The 14,053-nt window shown below is 68.4% G+C and carries 15 protein-coding genes; 7 read left to right on the forward strand and 8 right to left on the reverse strand.

Annotation, left to right across the window (positions count from 1 at the left end; all coding sequences use genetic code 11):
• Window positions 1-64 precede the first annotated feature (64 nt).
• Together C5B91_RS06530 and C5B91_RS06535 are read left to right on the forward strand one after the other, a co-directional pair.
• Window positions 65-679: a helix-turn-helix domain-containing protein gene (locus C5B91_RS06530; protein WP_115819259.1), complete on the forward strand. Its 615-nt coding sequence runs from the start codon at window positions 65-67 to the stop codon at window positions 677-679.
• Window positions 680-721: 42 nt separating this feature from the next.
• On the forward strand, window positions 722-1,693 hold the full coding sequence (locus C5B91_RS06535) for a hypothetical protein (protein WP_115819260.1): 972 nt from the start codon (window positions 722-724) through the stop codon (window positions 1,691-1,693).
• Here the strand turns inward: C5B91_RS06535 and C5B91_RS06540 are convergent.
• The 3 genes from C5B91_RS06540 to C5B91_RS06550 all read right to left on the reverse strand — a co-directional run bounded on the left by C5B91_RS06540 (window position 1,690) and on the right by C5B91_RS06550 (window position 5,653).
• The gene (locus C5B91_RS06540; RefSeq protein WP_115819261.1) at window positions 1,690-2,586 is read right to left on the reverse strand and encodes a hypothetical protein; all 897 of its coding nucleotides are present in this window, start codon (window positions 2,584-2,586) and stop codon (window positions 1,690-1,692) included. The genes C5B91_RS06535 and C5B91_RS06540 overlap by 4 nt on opposite strands.
• Window positions 2,587-2,661: 75 nt before the next feature.
• The gene (locus tag C5B91_RS06545; RefSeq protein ID WP_115819262.1) at window positions 2,662-4,662 is read right to left on the reverse strand and encodes a hypothetical protein; all 2,001 of its coding nucleotides are present in this window, start codon (window positions 4,660-4,662) and stop codon (window positions 2,662-2,664) included.
• Between the two features lie 157 nt (window positions 4,663-4,819).
• On the reverse strand, window positions 4,820-5,653 hold the full coding sequence (locus tag C5B91_RS06550; protein ID WP_008093582.1) for an MBL fold metallo-hydrolase: 834 nt from the start codon (window positions 5,651-5,653) through the stop codon (window positions 4,820-4,822).
• A 506-nt stretch (window positions 5,654-6,159) separates the two neighbouring features.
• Here C5B91_RS06550 and C5B91_RS06560 point away from each other — a divergent pair.
• Window positions 6,160-6,609 carry a TIGR00725 family protein gene (locus C5B91_RS06560; RefSeq protein WP_008093584.1) on the forward strand — a complete coding sequence of 150 codons (450 nt, stop codon included), beginning with the start codon at window positions 6,160-6,162 and terminating at the stop codon, window positions 6,607-6,609.
• A gap of 18 nt (window positions 6,610-6,627) precedes the next feature.
• Here C5B91_RS06560 and C5B91_RS06565 read toward each other — a convergent pair whose 3' ends face one another.
• From C5B91_RS06565 to dph2, 3 genes are all read right to left on the reverse strand, one after another.
• Window positions 6,628-8,232, reverse strand: coding sequence for a hypothetical protein (locus C5B91_RS06565; protein ID WP_115819263.1), 1,605 nt, complete (start codon window positions 8,230-8,232; stop codon window positions 6,628-6,630).
• A gap of 86 nt (window positions 8,233-8,318) precedes the next feature.
• Complete coding sequence (locus tag C5B91_RS06570) at window positions 8,319-8,882, reverse strand: hypothetical protein (RefSeq protein ID WP_115819264.1); 564 nt, start codon at window positions 8,880-8,882, stop codon at window positions 8,319-8,321.
• Window positions 8,883-9,038: 156 nt separating this feature from the next.
• Window positions 9,039-10,073: a diphthamide biosynthesis enzyme Dph2 gene (gene dph2 / locus C5B91_RS06575; protein ID WP_004976731.1), complete on the reverse strand. Its 1,035-nt coding sequence runs from the start codon at window positions 10,071-10,073 to the stop codon at window positions 9,039-9,041.
• Between the two features lie 165 nt (window positions 10,074-10,238).
• Here dph2 and C5B91_RS06580 point away from each other — a divergent pair, with 165 nt between their 5' ends.
• From C5B91_RS06580 to C5B91_RS06595, 4 genes are all read left to right on the forward strand, one after another.
• Window positions 10,239-10,892: an alpha/beta hydrolase gene (locus C5B91_RS06580; RefSeq protein WP_008093591.1), complete on the forward strand. Its 654-nt coding sequence runs from the start codon at window positions 10,239-10,241 to the stop codon at window positions 10,890-10,892.
• A gap of 80 nt (window positions 10,893-10,972) precedes the next feature.
• Window positions 10,973-11,347 carry a YlbF family regulator gene (locus tag C5B91_RS06585; protein WP_004976728.1) on the forward strand — a complete coding sequence of 125 codons (375 nt, stop codon included), beginning with the start codon at window positions 10,973-10,975 and terminating at the stop codon, window positions 11,345-11,347.
• Window positions 11,348-11,411: 64 nt separating this feature from the next.
• Window positions 11,412-12,029, forward strand: a complete 618-nt coding sequence (locus C5B91_RS06590; protein ID WP_008093595.1) for a division plane positioning ATPase MipZ — start codon at window positions 11,412-11,414, stop codon at window positions 12,027-12,029.
• 26 nt (window positions 12,030-12,055) lie between these two features.
• On the forward strand, window positions 12,056-12,679 hold the full coding sequence (locus C5B91_RS06595; protein ID WP_008093597.1) for a hypothetical protein: 624 nt from the start codon (window positions 12,056-12,058) through the stop codon (window positions 12,677-12,679).
• Window positions 12,680-12,697: 18 nt separating this feature from the next.
• Here the strand turns inward: C5B91_RS06595 and C5B91_RS06600 are convergent, their stop codons facing one another.
• A complete protein-coding gene (locus tag C5B91_RS06600) occupies window positions 12,698-12,964 on the reverse strand; it encodes a hypothetical protein (protein WP_008093598.1) in 267 nt (88 codons plus the stop codon).
• 73 nt (window positions 12,965-13,037) lie between these two features.
• Window positions 13,038-13,970, reverse strand: a complete 933-nt coding sequence (locus C5B91_RS06605; RefSeq protein WP_008093599.1) for a peptidylprolyl isomerase — start codon at window positions 13,968-13,970, stop codon at window positions 13,038-13,040.
• Between the last annotated feature and the right edge of the window lie 83 nt (window positions 13,971-14,053).

Consider the following 14,053-nt stretch of genomic DNA (forward strand, 5'->3'; position numbering starts at 1 on the left):
GTCAAACGGATGCTTGACTCATGCCGGTCTCTTTATCGGCGGAGCGAGAACAACGGCCGAGACCGTGAGTTCGTTGCTCCCGTTGAAACCCGCCGCCGCATCGATTCGAGACCGAGCCCTGACGCCGCTTCTCGTCGAGCTCGACGACGACGACGCGGACGAGGTTCTGTCGGCGCTCTCGTCGACCACCGCGAGGCGACTCCTGGCCGCCGTCTACGACGACCCGCGCCCCGCCTCGGAACTGGCCGACGAACTCGACACGACGCTCCAGACCGTCGGCTACCACATCGAGCGACTGGTCGACGCCGAGTTGATAGAACCCGTGACGACGTGGGTCTCCGCGCAGGGCCGCGAGATGGCCGTCTACGGCCCGACCCGCTCGGCCGTCGTCCTCTTCGCGGGCGCGGAACGGACCGAATCGAAGCTCTCCTCTGGCCTCCGGACGCTAGTCGCCGGCGTGGGCGTCACGCTGGTCGGAAGCGTCGCCGTGCAGGCGCTGTGGACCGCGCGGCGACCGCAGGTCCGGTACGCCGCGCCGGCTCCGGCCGCCCCCGAACCGAGCGTCGCGGAGTTCGTCGCCTCCTACCTCGCCGGACCCGGCGCGCTCGTTCTCCTCGTCGGCGTCGTCCTCGCCGTCCTCGTGAGCCTTGGCGCGGTCTGGACTCAAAGGCGCGTTTGAGCCACACACAGGGGGAAGTGACCCCGACGCGTTGGGAGAGGTGTGCAACGACGAACCCTCCTCGCCGCGGCCGGAACCGGCCTCGCGGCGGCGCTGACAGGCTGTATCGCAAGTGCCGGCGACGGTGCAGACGACTCGGACGACGGGAACTCGACGACCGAATCGACCCCCGACCCGACGCCGACGCCCGAACCGGTGGACGCCGTCTCGGTCGCGACCGGCGAGCGCCTCACGACGGTCGTCGGCGACGGTCCCGCCAGCGACGACGGGGCGCTGAAACCCCACCACGTCCGCCTCGAAAACCCGACCGACGAGCCGTGGACCGCCCGTATCGACGTGTCGCGCCCGCTCGGCGCAGGCCACAGAGAGACCTACGAACTCGACACCGACGCGACGGTGAACGTCGCGCTTCGCATCCCTGCCGACTACGAACTGACGGTCACCGACATCACCTCGGACGCCGTGTCGACCGAGTCGGTCGGTCCCGAGGACTTCGACTGTAACCGCTCGTGGACTGCGTTTTCGCCCGGCGACGGCGGTGTCTCGGTCTCCGGGGCGTCCACCCGGATGGCCTGCGGACCCCACGTGCTCGCGGCCGACGACGCGGTCACGGTCGCGCTCGGCGACGGGTCGCTTCCCACCGACGCGACCAAACCCCACGGCCTCGCCGTCACGAACCCGACCGACTCGGCCGAAGTCGTCGAGTTCGCCTACGAGACGCCCGCGGGCGCGGTGGCCTTCGGCGGCGCGTACCGCCTCGAACCCGGCGCGCGGGTCGGCGCGTCGCTGACCGAAGCCCGCGAGGTCACGCTCCGCGTCGCTCGGCGGAACGAGTCGGGCGAAGAGACGACCGAGACGGTCACCATCGAAGAATCGCAGTTCGACTGCAACGCGTCGAACACGACCGTCTCGCTTACCGACGACGGCGGCTTCGAGGTGCGGACGCTCTCGACGCTGATGTTCTGCGGCGACGCGGACGCGAAAAACGAGTCGTCGGCGTCACTCGGCAGTTAGACCTTCAGTTCGGTCTCTAACTCGGGCGACGCGATGGCCCGCTTGACGGTTTCGGCGGCCGGCGTCGCCTCCGCGACGTTCTCCATCAGGACCGTCTCGCTCGGGAACAGGTGTTCGCCGAGGACGAGACCGTGTTCGCGCGCGGTCGACCCGGTCATCGTGAGGTAGACACCGATACCGGTCTCCGCGATGGCGGCCTCTTCTTCGGGCGCGCCGTCGGGGTACGCGAACGTCACGTCGTCGAGACACCGCGTGCCGAGGACCGCCTCCACGAGGCGCTCGTAGCGCGGCGAGATACACAGGTCGCCCGCGTAGTCCGCGACGAAGTCGCGGTCGAGTTCGGAGCCCGGCGGGAGGAGTTCGGGGTCGGCCATGAGCGTGTGGTAAACCGTGTCGCCGAGGCCGGAGACGACCCGAACGTCGGTGTCCATCGGGTCGATGCGGGCGTTCACGTCCTCGATGCTCCCGAGACCGTCGGGGCGGAGTTTGACGACCTCTTCGAGGACGAGGTCGGCGCTGTCGAAGCCGAGGCCGAACTCGTGGGTCCGCAGGGCGCGGAACGGCTCCTCGCGCCCGACGAGGTGAATGTCGACTCCGTCGATTTCGAGGACGACGCTGTCGAAGACGATGCGCCGCGGCATCCCGTCTCGGTCGTCGCGCAGGAGCGTGTACTCCGGCGCGGCCGGGTCCGAGAGGTCGCTGTAGTCCGCGAGTCGCTCGTACACGTCGTGTTCCGGCTGGGTATGGCCCTTCGTGACCGACTTCTCGTATCGGAGCGTCGAGGTGATTTCGTCCGCCACCTCGGCGATGCTCTCGGTCGTGGCGAACCGCTCGAGCACCGCTTCGAGGGGGCGACCCTTTCGCGGAACAGCGACGCGCACCGTCTCTGTCATCATCGGAACGTCGGGACGGCCCGCTAAACAGGTTGCGCTTCGGGAAAACGTCTCTCGGGAGAGAGCTCGGCGGGGCTACTCCGATTCGTCGCCGGCGTCGTCGTCGCCGGCGGCCGGACCGCCGCCCATGCCGGTCCCGAAGGCTCCCGCGAGGCGCTCGCGGAAGGTTTCGAGTTCGGCGACGGTGTCGTTCAACTCTTGGATGTCGTCGCGCAGGGCCTCGATTTCCTCGTCGGCCGCGGCGTCTTCGACCCGCGATTGAACGTCCGCGAGGCGGTCGTCGAGGGCCTCGCGCGTCTCCACGATGTCCCCGTCGAGTTCGGCGATGTCCTCGCGGATGTCGCCGACCTCGGCGTGGAGCGTCGAGGCCTGTTCGGTCGCTTCCGCGGCGCTGTTTTCGGCCCCTTCGAGCCGCTCGACGGTCTCGTCTAACCGACCGGCGATGTCGTCGAGGCGCTCGCGGACCGTCACGAGTTCCTCCTCGCGCTTGGCGAGCGTCTCCTCGACGCTGTCGAGGCGTGCGGAGCCGGCGTCGATGTTCCGCGAGGCGGTTTCGAGCCGCTCGTCGTGGTCCTCGAACCGACCGTCGTGGTCGTCCAGTCGACCCTCGACGGCCTCGAACTGCTCGTTGTGGGATTCGAGCCAGCCGTGGTGGTCGTCGAGCGTGTCGTCCGCGGTTTCGAGGTCGGACGCGAGGCCTTCGAGCCGGCCGTCGTGGTCGTCGAGGCGACCTTCGGCGTCCGCGACTCGCGTGGCGACGCGGTCGGAGCGGTCGTCGACCGCGGCGATGGTCTCCTCGGCCGCGTCGAGCCGAGAGGTCGCGTCGTCGACCGACTCGACCGCGCCGTCGACCATCGAGTCGAGGGCGTCGAGGTCCTCGCGGAACGCGGTCATCTCGGCGCGGAACTCGGAGACGAGTTCGCTTCCGGTTCCCTCCTCGTCGATGAACTCCGCGAGCGCGTCGGAGTACGCCGCGAGGTCCTCCATCTGCGACTGGAGGCGGCGGATGCGAACGTCGGTGCTCCGGCGCGTCTCGGCGTCGACCGCCTCGCGCAGGACTTCGATGTCCTCCTCGTCGGCCGACCCCGACCGAATCTCGGCGGCGAGCGCGCCGACGAGGGTGTCCGCGTCGGTCGCTGGCGCGCTTCCGGCCGCGTCCACGTCGTCGACCTCACCCGGCTCGCCGACCGGCGGTTCGGCGTCGGTATCGACGTCTTCGGCGGCCTCAACCTCGACCTCGGTATCGACATCGGGCTGTTCGAGGTGCGCGGTCACGGCCGGCGCGGTATCGGTGGCGACCGCGCGCGGGCCGGTCGGCTCGGCGGGGTCGTCGGCTTCCGCGTCGGCGTCGAGAACGTCGGCGTCGGCTTGGCTGACCTCGTCGGCCACGTCGGTCTCGTCGGCCACGTCTCCCTCGCCGTCTCCGCCCTCGAAGGCGGCCGCGAGGTCGTCGTCGGTCGGCTCGTCGTCGAAGACTTCCGCGCCGTCGGACGCCTCAGGGGCCGCCTCGGCTTCGACGGCGGCTTCGGCCTCTACGGCGTCGGCGGCGTCGGCGGCGGGTTCTTCGAGGACGACTTCCCTTTCGTCCTCACCGTCCGCGTCGGCCACCTCGTCGTCGTGGAGCGGTTCGCGGTTCCCCGCGAGCACGTCTCGAACGAGCTGACTGCGGTCCTCGCCGAGGATGTCGTCGATGTCGTCGGGGTCGATACCGCCGTCGACGGGGATGCGTTCGAGCGTCGGCTCTTCGAGGAAATCCGTCTGGTCGTGGCCGTCGGTGATGCGGATACCGTAGACCGTCACGAGTTCCTCGCCGGGCTCGAGCGTCCGCTCGTACTCGACGCGGTGGTCCTTGTAGGCCGTCCAGTTGTCGCTCTCGAACTCGGGGTGGAACCCGACGCTCTCCATCGGAAACGACTCCGGAATGCGGTCGATGACCCGGATTCGGGTCGCCTCGTCTCGCGTCGAACTGATGACGAACTTGATGGCAGGAACGGGAAACTCGTCGGCGGCGAAGGTCTTTTCGACCGTAACCTCGCCGTCGGAAACCGATGTAACCCCTTCGGACTCGCGGCTCATGGCCGCCACTTTCCCGACATCCATTATAAAACAACCGGGGGCCGTGGAGCTGCCCCGCCGCAGTCTCTCGATTCGACCGTTTCGACGCGGTGACTGTCCGTCTGTGTCGACCGTCGCTAAAAGGGCCGTCGCGGGAAACGCGGTTCTGGACGCGGCCTCAGAGGTCGACGCGGTCGCCGATTTCGACGAGGTCGAGCGAGCGCGGGGCCTCGAAGCTCTTTGCGTGGTGGTGCAGCACCTTCGGGTCGGCGGTCATGCCCTTCCACATGTCCCAGTGGGTCGGCACGAGGCGGTCGAGGTCGAGGTCGCTGGCGGCCTCGATAATCTGGTTCTCGTCGTTGTACCACTTCGTTCGAATCGGCTCGCCCGTCTCCTTGTCGGGGATGTTGCCGATGGTCCCGAACGCGAGGATGCCGAGGTCGAGGTCGTAGCGCTCGCCGATGTCGGCGAACTCCTCGGCGGGCTTGGTGTCGCCCCCGTGGATGAACGTGCCGGACTCGTGTTCGAAGACGTAGGCGACCGGGTGGCTCGCGTCGGGGTCGTAGGCGGGCTCGACGTGGACCGTGAACTCGCCGATTTCGACGCTGTCGCCCTCGGTGACCTCCTCGAATTGGTCGTCGGAGAGGTCGTAGTCGTCGAACCACGCCTCGTCGTCGTAGGCGACGGCGAGCGAGTCGTCGGGGGCGACGAACGTCGCGCCCGTGTTCTCGAGGATGGGGGCCTGACTCGGGCCGTGGACGTGGTCCGTGTGCTCGTGCGTTGCGAGGACCGCGTCGGCCTCGGCCACGTCCTCGGGGTCGAACGGGACGGGAATCATGCGGACCGTTCGCGGCGGGTCGCCGATGCCGACGTACGGGTCGACGAACAGCGTCGTGCCCTCGCTGCCCTTGATGACGAACCCGTTGCATCCCAGATACCAGATGGCCACCGTCTCGGGGTCGGCCGACTCGACCGCGCGTGGGAGCCAGTCGCTCCAGTCGCTGACTGTCATAGACACGTGTCCTCGCGCGGGGGGACTAAGCGTTGCGCTCTCTCGCGTTCGGCGCGCCGCGAGAGCCGCCTCGCGTTCCGTGACACCGCCGCCGTCGCGTCCCGGAATTCGGCGCAATTTCCGCAATATGTGTGAAAATACCGTAGAACGCAATAGAATCGGGTGATGTATGTGGTGTATAAGGTAGTACCCCGACAAGATATTTAGTGTAGGCACACATGGCATCAATTACCATGTCAGGAACTCACAAACAAACGGCGGATTTCTCGTCGATGGCTCGGACGATGCGCGCGTGCGGTGCGTGGGAAGCGGTTTCCCCGCTGGACGACGACGCACGGCGAACAGACGAGTTCTGACGCGACCGAACACTCCGCGTTCGGCCCGGTCGGGCGACGCGGCCCCGCACTTATCTTCTTCGACGCGGTCCGATACCCCATGCCCACAGCAATCAGTCACCACGACGGGCGCCGAGCGAACACCGCAGAGCGCGGAGCGGAGGGTTCGCCGTGCGCGTGAGCGTCGTCGGCGGCAGCGTCGTCCCCGACCCGGTCGAAACTATCGCCGAAGACGTGGGCCGCCTGCTCGCCCAGCGCGGCCACACGGTCGTCTGCGGCGGTCTCGGCGGCGTCATGGAGGCAGCTTGCCGCGGCGCAAAAGACGCCGGCGGCACGACCATCGGCGTCCTCCCGGGCGAGGACCGTGACGAGGCAAACCCCTACGTCGATATCGCCGTCGCGACCGGTCTCGGCCACGCGAGAAACGCGCTCGTCGCCATGAACGGAGACGCCGTCATCGCCATCGACGGCGGCGGCGGAACCCTCTCGGAAATCGGCTACGCCAACGTCTTCGACCGCCCCACGGCCGGGCTCAGAACCCAGCAGGTCGGCTCGCTCGGCGGGTTCGAACCGTGCGACTCGCCGGAGGATGCCGTGGCGTTCATCGAAGACGCGGTCTGAGAGCCCGGTCGCGCCGCGCTACGCGTCCGCGACGCCCTCGTCGCGTTCGACGCAATCGCGGAGCAGGTCGTCGACGACGCTCTCTCGGAACGACTCCCAGTCGGTCGTCGACGTCCAGAGCCGACCCGCGTCCGTGGGTTCGAGCGCGTCGCGGCCGCGTTCGCGCTCGCGCGTCGTGACGAACCCGTTCGCGGTGAGTCCCTCGACGGCCACGTCGAGGCGCGGGGCGAGCGCGTTCGAGAGCCGCTTTTCGAATCGGTCGCCGGTCACGCTATCCCGAGCGACGCCCACGCAGAACGAATCGAAGGCCGACCACGTCTCCTCGTCGCGCGCGCCGGCGACGATACCGTGGTGTTCGGCGCGCTCGCGGAGTTCGGCGGCGACCGCGCGACGCGTCCGCTGGCGGGAGCGCGGCGGTCCGCCGGCGAGGACAGACAGAATTGTGGCTTCGAGGTCGCCCAGCGGCGAGAGCGCGTGGCCGTCGAGTTCGAGGGTTGACTCGCCCGTCGCGTGGCCCGCCTCGTCGAGTTCCGAGAGGCTCGTCGCGGCCTCGGCGGCCCGTTCGGTGAGGGCCGCCGTCCGCTCGGCGACCGGGCCGGCGGCGGCCGAGAGCTGCGCCCGGGCGTCCAGATAGGCGTCGAGGTGCGCCTCGAAGCGGTCGAGCGACGCGAACAGCTCGATGGTCGCCCGGTCTTCGAACTTCCCGAAGCGCGCCTCACAGCTCGTTCGGAAGCGGGCGACCAGTTCGCTGGGGTTCTCCTCGACCGCCGCGAGCAGGCGGCTCTCGTCGTCGAGCCACGCGTCGAGCGCATCGAGCACTGCGTTCGGGTCGCGCGTGTCCTCGGGGTCCGGACGGGGTGCCTCGGACTCGACGAGGTCCGCGAGCTGCTCGCGAGCGCGCCCGACGTAGGAACTCATCGCGCCGAGCGGCGAGTCACCGTTGGAGCGCGCCCCGCGAGCGCCCGCGGTTCGGCCGGCGCGGGAGTTCGGACGTGACCGTCGGGACTCGCCGCTGGCCTCGGCGAGCGCGTCCCGCAGGTCCGACAGGGCGATTCGGAGCTGTCGGGCGACGGCGGCGGCCGCGGGGCCGTCGGCGACGCGGCGGAACTCGTCGAACGCGTCGGACGCGGCCTCGACGTCGGAAACGAGAGTCCGGAGGTCGTCGATGGCGGCGAGGTCGGGACGGTCGGTCGCGGGGACGGTCAGAAGCGAGACGGTCCCGCGTTCGAGCTCGCCGCCGTCGACGAGGGCGGTTCGCGCGGCGTAGAAGGCGGCGGCGACCTGCGGGGGCGCGCCGGCGAGGTTCACCCGCACGTCGCCGTCCACGGCGGCCTCGCGGAGCAGGTCGGTCGTCGCGGCGTACAGCTCCGCGAAAGAGCCGGTGAAGGGGAGCCGTGCTTCGTCGAGCGTTCCCCGACCGGCGAGCCGTTCGCTGACGACTTTCGCGGCGTGTGCGCTCGCTCGCGGCGCGCCGGGCGCGCAGTCGTCCGGGTCGCGACCCTGCTCGGGGTCGGCCTCGTCGCGGACCAGACGAACCCGGTCGGCGTCGACGTCGCCTGCTTCGAGCGGGGTGACGACCCGCTGCACGTCGAGTCCGAGGACGGAGAGGTGGGTCGTCGGCATCTGTCTGACCCATTCGCTACCGGTACCCTCAATGTTGTGGTGGCTCCTGAGAGCCGCCTGTCAGAATCAGAAGCGCCGGCGCGGCGTCAGACCCACGAGCGGATGAGGTTGCGCCCGACGACGCCGAGCCCGAGCGTGTCGACGACGAACAGGATGACGCCGCCGATGATGGGGACGAGCGACAGGACCGCCGCGATGAGCGCGCCGACCGCGACCGAGACGCCGAGCGGGGGCGACCCGCCGGAGGCGGTGCCAGTCACGAGCGAGCCGAGGAGGACGGTCGCGAGCGCACCGCCGACGATGCCGAGGAGGATGAACGCGAGGAACCCCGGAATCGCCACGAGGAGGCCGATGATGGTGATTGCGAGGAGGACGAGGACGATGAGGCCGCCGATGCCGATGCCGAGGCCCCAGAGGAACGACCCGCCGGGGTCGTCCCGAATCTCGGCGATGGCGTCTCTGGTGTACGCCGGGGCCGCGGCGACGAGGATGCCGCCGACGACGAGGTCGATGAAGAAGCTCACGCCAGCACGGAACACCGGCGAAAGCTGCTGTGCGGACTCGAGATTCTGCGCGGCGGCGGTTCCCGCGAGCGCGAGGACGCCGAGCAGGCTCAGGAGGGCGGTTCGTGACGTTCGTGGAGGGACCATACGTATCCGTGGAATGGCGACCCGTATAGGTATTCTGGACGGACTGTCAGGAGATCGGACACGTCCGAAGCGAGGTGGAAGAGTCGAAACAGGACGCTCGTCTCGGCGGCGTCGCGAGAGCCACGCGGGGGCGGGGCGCTCACCGGGAGTCTCGGGCTACCAGGTGCCGTGGAACGTGTCGAACTCCAGAGAGTCGAGCGGTTCGTCGCCGACGGCGATGCGGTACTCCTGCGGCGTCAGCATCGGCTTGTGGAACCGCGGGCCGTCGTCGGTTGTGATGCGCGGACAGCCGGTGTTGACGAACGCGTCCATATCGAAGTTCCGGAGCCTGTCGGGCGTCACCTCGTCCATCGTGATGAGGTAGGCGTTCTCGTTGTCCTCCAGAATCTTCTCGGCGATTTCCATGCGACCCTGGCCGATTTTCGTACAGAAGATGACGCCCCACTTCTCGGCGTCCATCGCCTTGTGGACCGAGGCGTACCGCTGTTTCATGAACTTCCGCGTGTCGGCGATGGTGACGACGTTGTTCACGGGGTCGGCGATGACGACATTCTTGTCGGGGTGTTCCATCGCGAGGCCGAGCGGGTGGAACTTGCCGCCGCCGACGTAGAGCACGTCGTCCGCCGGGATGTCCGCGGAGGCGTAGTTGCAGCCGAGGACCTGTCCCTCGTAGGTGAGGCGGTCGTCGCCCTTGCGGGTCTGGACGGTGTAGCCGCGCTCTTCGAGCCAGTCGCACATGTCCTCGAAGCGGTTCATGTGCTGGGCGGTGGTGACGAGACCGACCTCGTCGCCCTCGATGTCGTCGAGCGCGTCCTCCATGATGGGGAAGGGGTCGACGTTGGAGAACAGCGGGACGTAGATGATTTTGTCCGACTCCTTCATCGGCGAGTGGCCGAAGTGGACGAACACGTCGGTCCGCCGCATGAGGTAGGTGTCGAGGTCGCACGCGCCGTAACACGGCTGGCCGGAGAGCATGAACGTCACGTCGTCGTCGCAGAGCTGTCGGAGGTCGTCGGCGACCGCCGGGCCGCGGCGCTTCAGTCCCTCGGGGAACTGGAGGCCGACGCGCTTGGCGTCGCGCTCCTCGATGGCTTCGACGATCTGTTCGAGCTCGTAGTCCCACTCCCGGTCGTGCTTGAGCGACATCCCGGTGTTTCGAAGGTCTCCCTCCGAGGTGGCGTCCTGACTCATTGCCCCATCGTTGCGGACGGAGCCGTTTAACCACCGCGCTTCCCCACGAATGAGCGTCACACACCCGCACGCACGCTGAATCGAACCGCGGCGTCGACGGCGGCGTCACCCGGTTACCCCGTTGTCACTCGGGGATTCAAGACTCGACGCGGCCTACCGCCGTCCATGTCCGACATCCCCCTCGAACACGTCCACGTCGAACCGTCGGAACCGGGCGACGGCCCGGCTCCCGCCGTCGTCCTGCTCCACGGCCGCGGCTCGAACGAACAGGACCTCCTCTCTATCGCACAGGAGTTCCCCGACCACGTCCACGTCGTGAGTCTCCGCGCGCCCGACCGCCTGCAGGGCGGCTACACGTGGTACGAACTCGACCTCTCAGAGGGCGGCCTCCACCAGAGCCAGCCCCACGCCGAGCAGTTCGAGCGCTCGCGAAACCTCGTCCGCGAGGCTATCGCCGGGGCGGTCGAGGCGTACGACATCGACCCCGACCGAATCGGCCTCCTCGGGTTCAGCCAGGGCGCGATTACCAGCCTCTCGCTCCTCCTCGACGACCCCGACGACTACGCGTGGGTCGTCGCGCTCCACGGCTACCTCGCGGATTCCCACGCCGACCTCGAACCCGACGGCATCGCCGGCAAGCCGGTGTTCGTCGGCGGCGGATCGATGGATCAAATCATCCCGTCCTCGCGGGTCGAACGCGCGGCCGAGCGCCTCCGCGAGCTCGGCGTGGACGTGACCGCGAACCTCTACGGCGCGCCCCACGGCGTCAGCCCGGACGAACTGCAGGACGTGGTCGCGTTCGTCGAGTCCCACGTCTGAGCCCTCCGCGGGGGCGACCGCTCGCCCCCTCTCCTTCCCCGTTCGGCAGGTTGAAACCGCTCGCACCCCAACGCGCGGCTATGAGCACGCAGACGACGCGGCTCGAAGAACTCGGGCGCGAACTCGGCGAGGCCATCGCCGACCATCCGAAGTACGAAGCCTACGAGGAGGCGAAGGCCGCCGTCGAAGCCGACGACGACGTGCAGGAACTCATCACGGAGTTCAACCAGCTCCGCGAGGAGTTCAACGTGGCCCGACAGATGGGCGAAGCGACCCAGGAGGGGCTCCGGAAGGTCCAAGCGGCCCAAGAAGAACTCCACTCCGAGCCCGTGATGGAGGAGTACCTCCTCGCGCAGGCCGAACTCGTCGGCGAGTTGGAGAAGATTAACGAGGCCATCTCGGAGCCGCTTGCGGTCGACTTCGGCGGCGAGGCCGGCGGCTGCTGTAACGACTGAGGCCAACTCGACGCGGCTCGTTTTCGCCGCAGGTTCAAGTACCAAGCCGGGGCCAGCCCCGGCTATGTTGGCAATCGCGGGCGGCAAGGGCGGCAGCGGCAAGACCACCACGACCCTCGGACTGGCGAGCGCGCTCGACGGCCCGGTGCTCGCCGTCGACGCCGACAGGGACATGCCGAACCTCCACGCGATGGCCGGCGTGGAGCGCCGAGTGGACGCCGTCTCGGGCAAATCGGTGTGCGAACCCTCGGTTCGGTCGCATCCGACCGACTCGACCGTTTCCGTGCTCCCGGCACCCACCGGAACCGACGACGAGGCCTTCGAGCGGTGGCTTCGGACCGCCGCGGACGACGAACGTCGCGCGGTCGTCGACTGCCCAGCGGGTGCTGGTCCCGACGCCGCCGTCCCGCTCCGCGTCGCCGACGCCGTGGTCATCGTGTCGCCGCTGTGCGCGCCGGCGCTCCGCGACGCCGCCAAGACGGCCGCGATGGCGCGGGCGCTCGGCACCCCCGTCGTCGGGTGTGTCATCTCGCGGTCACGAATGGCTCCAGAGGCGGTGTCCGACCTCGTGGGCGCGCCGGTGCTCGGGACCGTTCCGGAGGAGTCGTCGCCAGTTCTCACCCGTCCGACAGTTCGGGCCGCGTACCGTCGAATCGCCGACAGGATACCGGGGAAGAAGTAATATGAGCGACTTCCTTACACTGGGGTATGTCTCGACTGGCGACGGGAATCGACGTGCTCGACCGCCAACTCGGCGGGGGCATTCCCGCGGGGAGCATCGTTCTCCTCGCCGCCGACCCGGCCAGCCAGTCCGAACTGTTCTTACACGAACTGACGACCACGCGGGGGACGCTGTGGCTGACGACGATTCGTTCGGCCGAGGCCGTCACCGACGCGCTCGAACGGAACTCCGGTCCGACCGGAAACCCCACCGTGCGCGACGTGGGCGGCGACGCGCCGCTCGACACGGCGAGCAGTCTGGTCCGCGACCTCCCGGAGGGCGCGAACCTCGTCATCGACGTGGTGGACGTACTCGAACGAAGCGAGGGCGCTCGCTACCGGAAGTTCCTCAACGACCTGCAGACGCACATGGTCAACACCCGCGGACTGACCGTCCTCCACGGGCTGAAAGGCGAGTCGGTCCCGGACAACCGTGACCTGACCGAACACATGGCCGACGTGGTGTTCGACTTGGACACGAAGATAGACGGCTCGGAAATCGTCAACCGGCTCGCAGTCCCCAAGTTCCGCGGCGGCCGCGCGCTCAACGAAACCATCAAGCTCCGGCTGGCGGAGCGCGTCACCGTCGACACCAGCCGCGACATCGCCTGAGCGAGCTCGAGTCGCCGCTCAGAGCGCGAAGAACCCGAACGTGCCGAGCGTGACGGCCGCGATGAGCGACATCCACGTCCGGGCGGACAGCGCCGCGCCACGGGAAAAGACGTAGGCGAAGTACGGTGCGAGCGGGGAGAGACGGTAGACGAACGGCACCTCGATTCCGGCGCCGTACTTGAGCGAGAGCGTCAATGCGACGGTACAGAGCCCGGCGACAAGTGCGACTTTCACGTCTGTGAGGTCGCGGAACTCGGCCGTCGCGTCGTCGTCTGACGAAGCCATAGCTACGAGGCGGTCGGAAGGCGAGTATCAAGAAGCCGCCGATTCGCCGAGACGGCGAGGGCGGCGGACTCGCTTACTCTTCGTCGGCGTCGAGTTCTGCGGCGAGTTCGTCGGCGTCGATGTCGACGTCCTCGATGGCCTCTTCGATGTCGGCGCCGCCCGCGCCGCCCATCATACCGCCGAGGCCGCCCATGCCGCCCATGCCGCCCTCGATGGTCTCCTGAACGATGACGCGGTCGATGTCCAGCCGCTGCATGATGTCCTGCGCAATCTGCTGCTTGGAGAACATCCACTGCTGGTTCATCGTCATCTGGGGCGTCGCCTCGATGTAGAGCGTGTCCTTCTCGACGGTGACGGTCTCCGTCTCGGGCTCGGCGTCCTCATCCTCGTCGTCGTCGGACTCGACGACCTGCTCCTCTTCGACCTCGTCCGTCTGAATCCAGACTTCGGGGGCCTGCTGGAGGTACATGCCGAGGAGGCCGGAGGCCTGCTCCTCGCGGTCGTCGACGAGTTCGAGCACTTCGTACTCGTATTCGAGGTCCTCGCCGGCGAGGGGGTGGTTGAAGTTGACGCGGGCGCGACCGCCGATGATGGTCTCCAGACGGCCCTGGTCGCCGTCGATGGTGACCTGTGCGCCGGGGTAGCGGTCGTCCTCGTCGATCTTGTTGGCGCTGACCGTGCGCACTTCGTCCTCGTCGTACTCGCCGAAGGCGTCGGCCGACGGAATCTCGACGGTGCCTTCATCGCCTGCCTCGGCACCGATGAGAGCGTCGTCAACCTCGGGGAAGACGTGACCGGCACCGACGATGACGACGCGGGGCTCGAACTCGTAGCCCTCGACGTCGATCTCGGCCTCTTCGGCCACTTCTTTGTCCGTCGTGTCGACGACGTCGCCGTCCTCGATCGTTCGCACCGTGTACGCGAGGCGGACGAAGTCGCCGTCCTGAATACCGGACTCGACCTCTTCATCGACCTGCTCGGCCTCCGCCTGCTGTTCGTCGCTCATACACGCTACGTGACTCGTGCGACCCTTAAGAATCACGTTTCGCCGCCGCGACGCGTTCGAGGCGGCCGACACCCGGGAACTCG

Origin of the sequence: Haloferax sp. Atlit-10N, from assembly GCF_003586325.1 — an archaeon.
Lineage (GTDB): Archaea > Halobacteriota > Halobacteria > Halobacteriales > Haloferacaceae > Haloferax > Haloferax prahovense.

What these genes read in the sequence shown, in the direction of transcription:
- C5B91_RS06605 (WP_008093599.1), bottom strand. Translation starts at nt 13,970, where the DNA reads ATGAGCGACGAACAGCAGGCGGAGGCCGAGCAGGTCGATGAAGAGGTC.
- C5B91_RS06550 (WP_008093582.1), bottom strand. Translation starts at nt 5,653, where the DNA reads ATGACAGTCAGCGACTGGAGCGACTGGCTCCCACGCGCGGTCGAGTCG.
- C5B91_RS06580 (WP_008093591.1), top strand. Translation starts at nt 10,239, where the DNA reads ATGTCCGACATCCCCCTCGAACACGTCCACGTCGAACCGTCGGAACCG.
- dph2 (WP_004976731.1), bottom strand. Translation starts at nt 10,073, where the DNA reads ATGAGTCAGGACGCCACCTCGGAGGGAGACCTTCGAAACACCGGGATG.
- C5B91_RS06590 (WP_008093595.1), top strand. Translation starts at nt 11,412, where the DNA reads ATGTTGGCAATCGCGGGCGGCAAGGGCGGCAGCGGCAAGACCACCACG.
- C5B91_RS06595 (WP_008093597.1), top strand. Translation starts at nt 12,056, where the DNA reads ATGTCTCGACTGGCGACGGGAATCGACGTGCTCGACCGCCAACTCGGC.
- C5B91_RS06545 (WP_115819262.1), bottom strand. Translation starts at nt 4,662, where the DNA reads ATGAGCCGCGAGTCCGAAGGGGTTACATCGGTTTCCGACGGCGAGGTT.
- C5B91_RS06540 (WP_115819261.1), bottom strand. Translation starts at nt 2,586, where the DNA reads ATGACAGAGACGGTGCGCGTCGCTGTTCCGCGAAAGGGTCGCCCCCTC.
- C5B91_RS06600 (WP_008093598.1), bottom strand. Translation starts at nt 12,964, where the DNA reads ATGGCTTCGTCAGACGACGACGCGACGGCCGAGTTCCGCGACCTCACA.
- C5B91_RS06570 (WP_115819264.1), bottom strand. Translation starts at nt 8,882, where the DNA reads ATGGTCCCTCCACGAACGTCACGAACCGCCCTCCTGAGCCTGCTCGGC.
- C5B91_RS06565 (WP_115819263.1), bottom strand. Translation starts at nt 8,232, where the DNA reads ATGCCGACGACCCACCTCTCCGTCCTCGGACTCGACGTGCAGCGGGTC.
- C5B91_RS06585 (WP_004976728.1), top strand. Translation starts at nt 10,973, where the DNA reads ATGAGCACGCAGACGACGCGGCTCGAAGAACTCGGGCGCGAACTCGGC.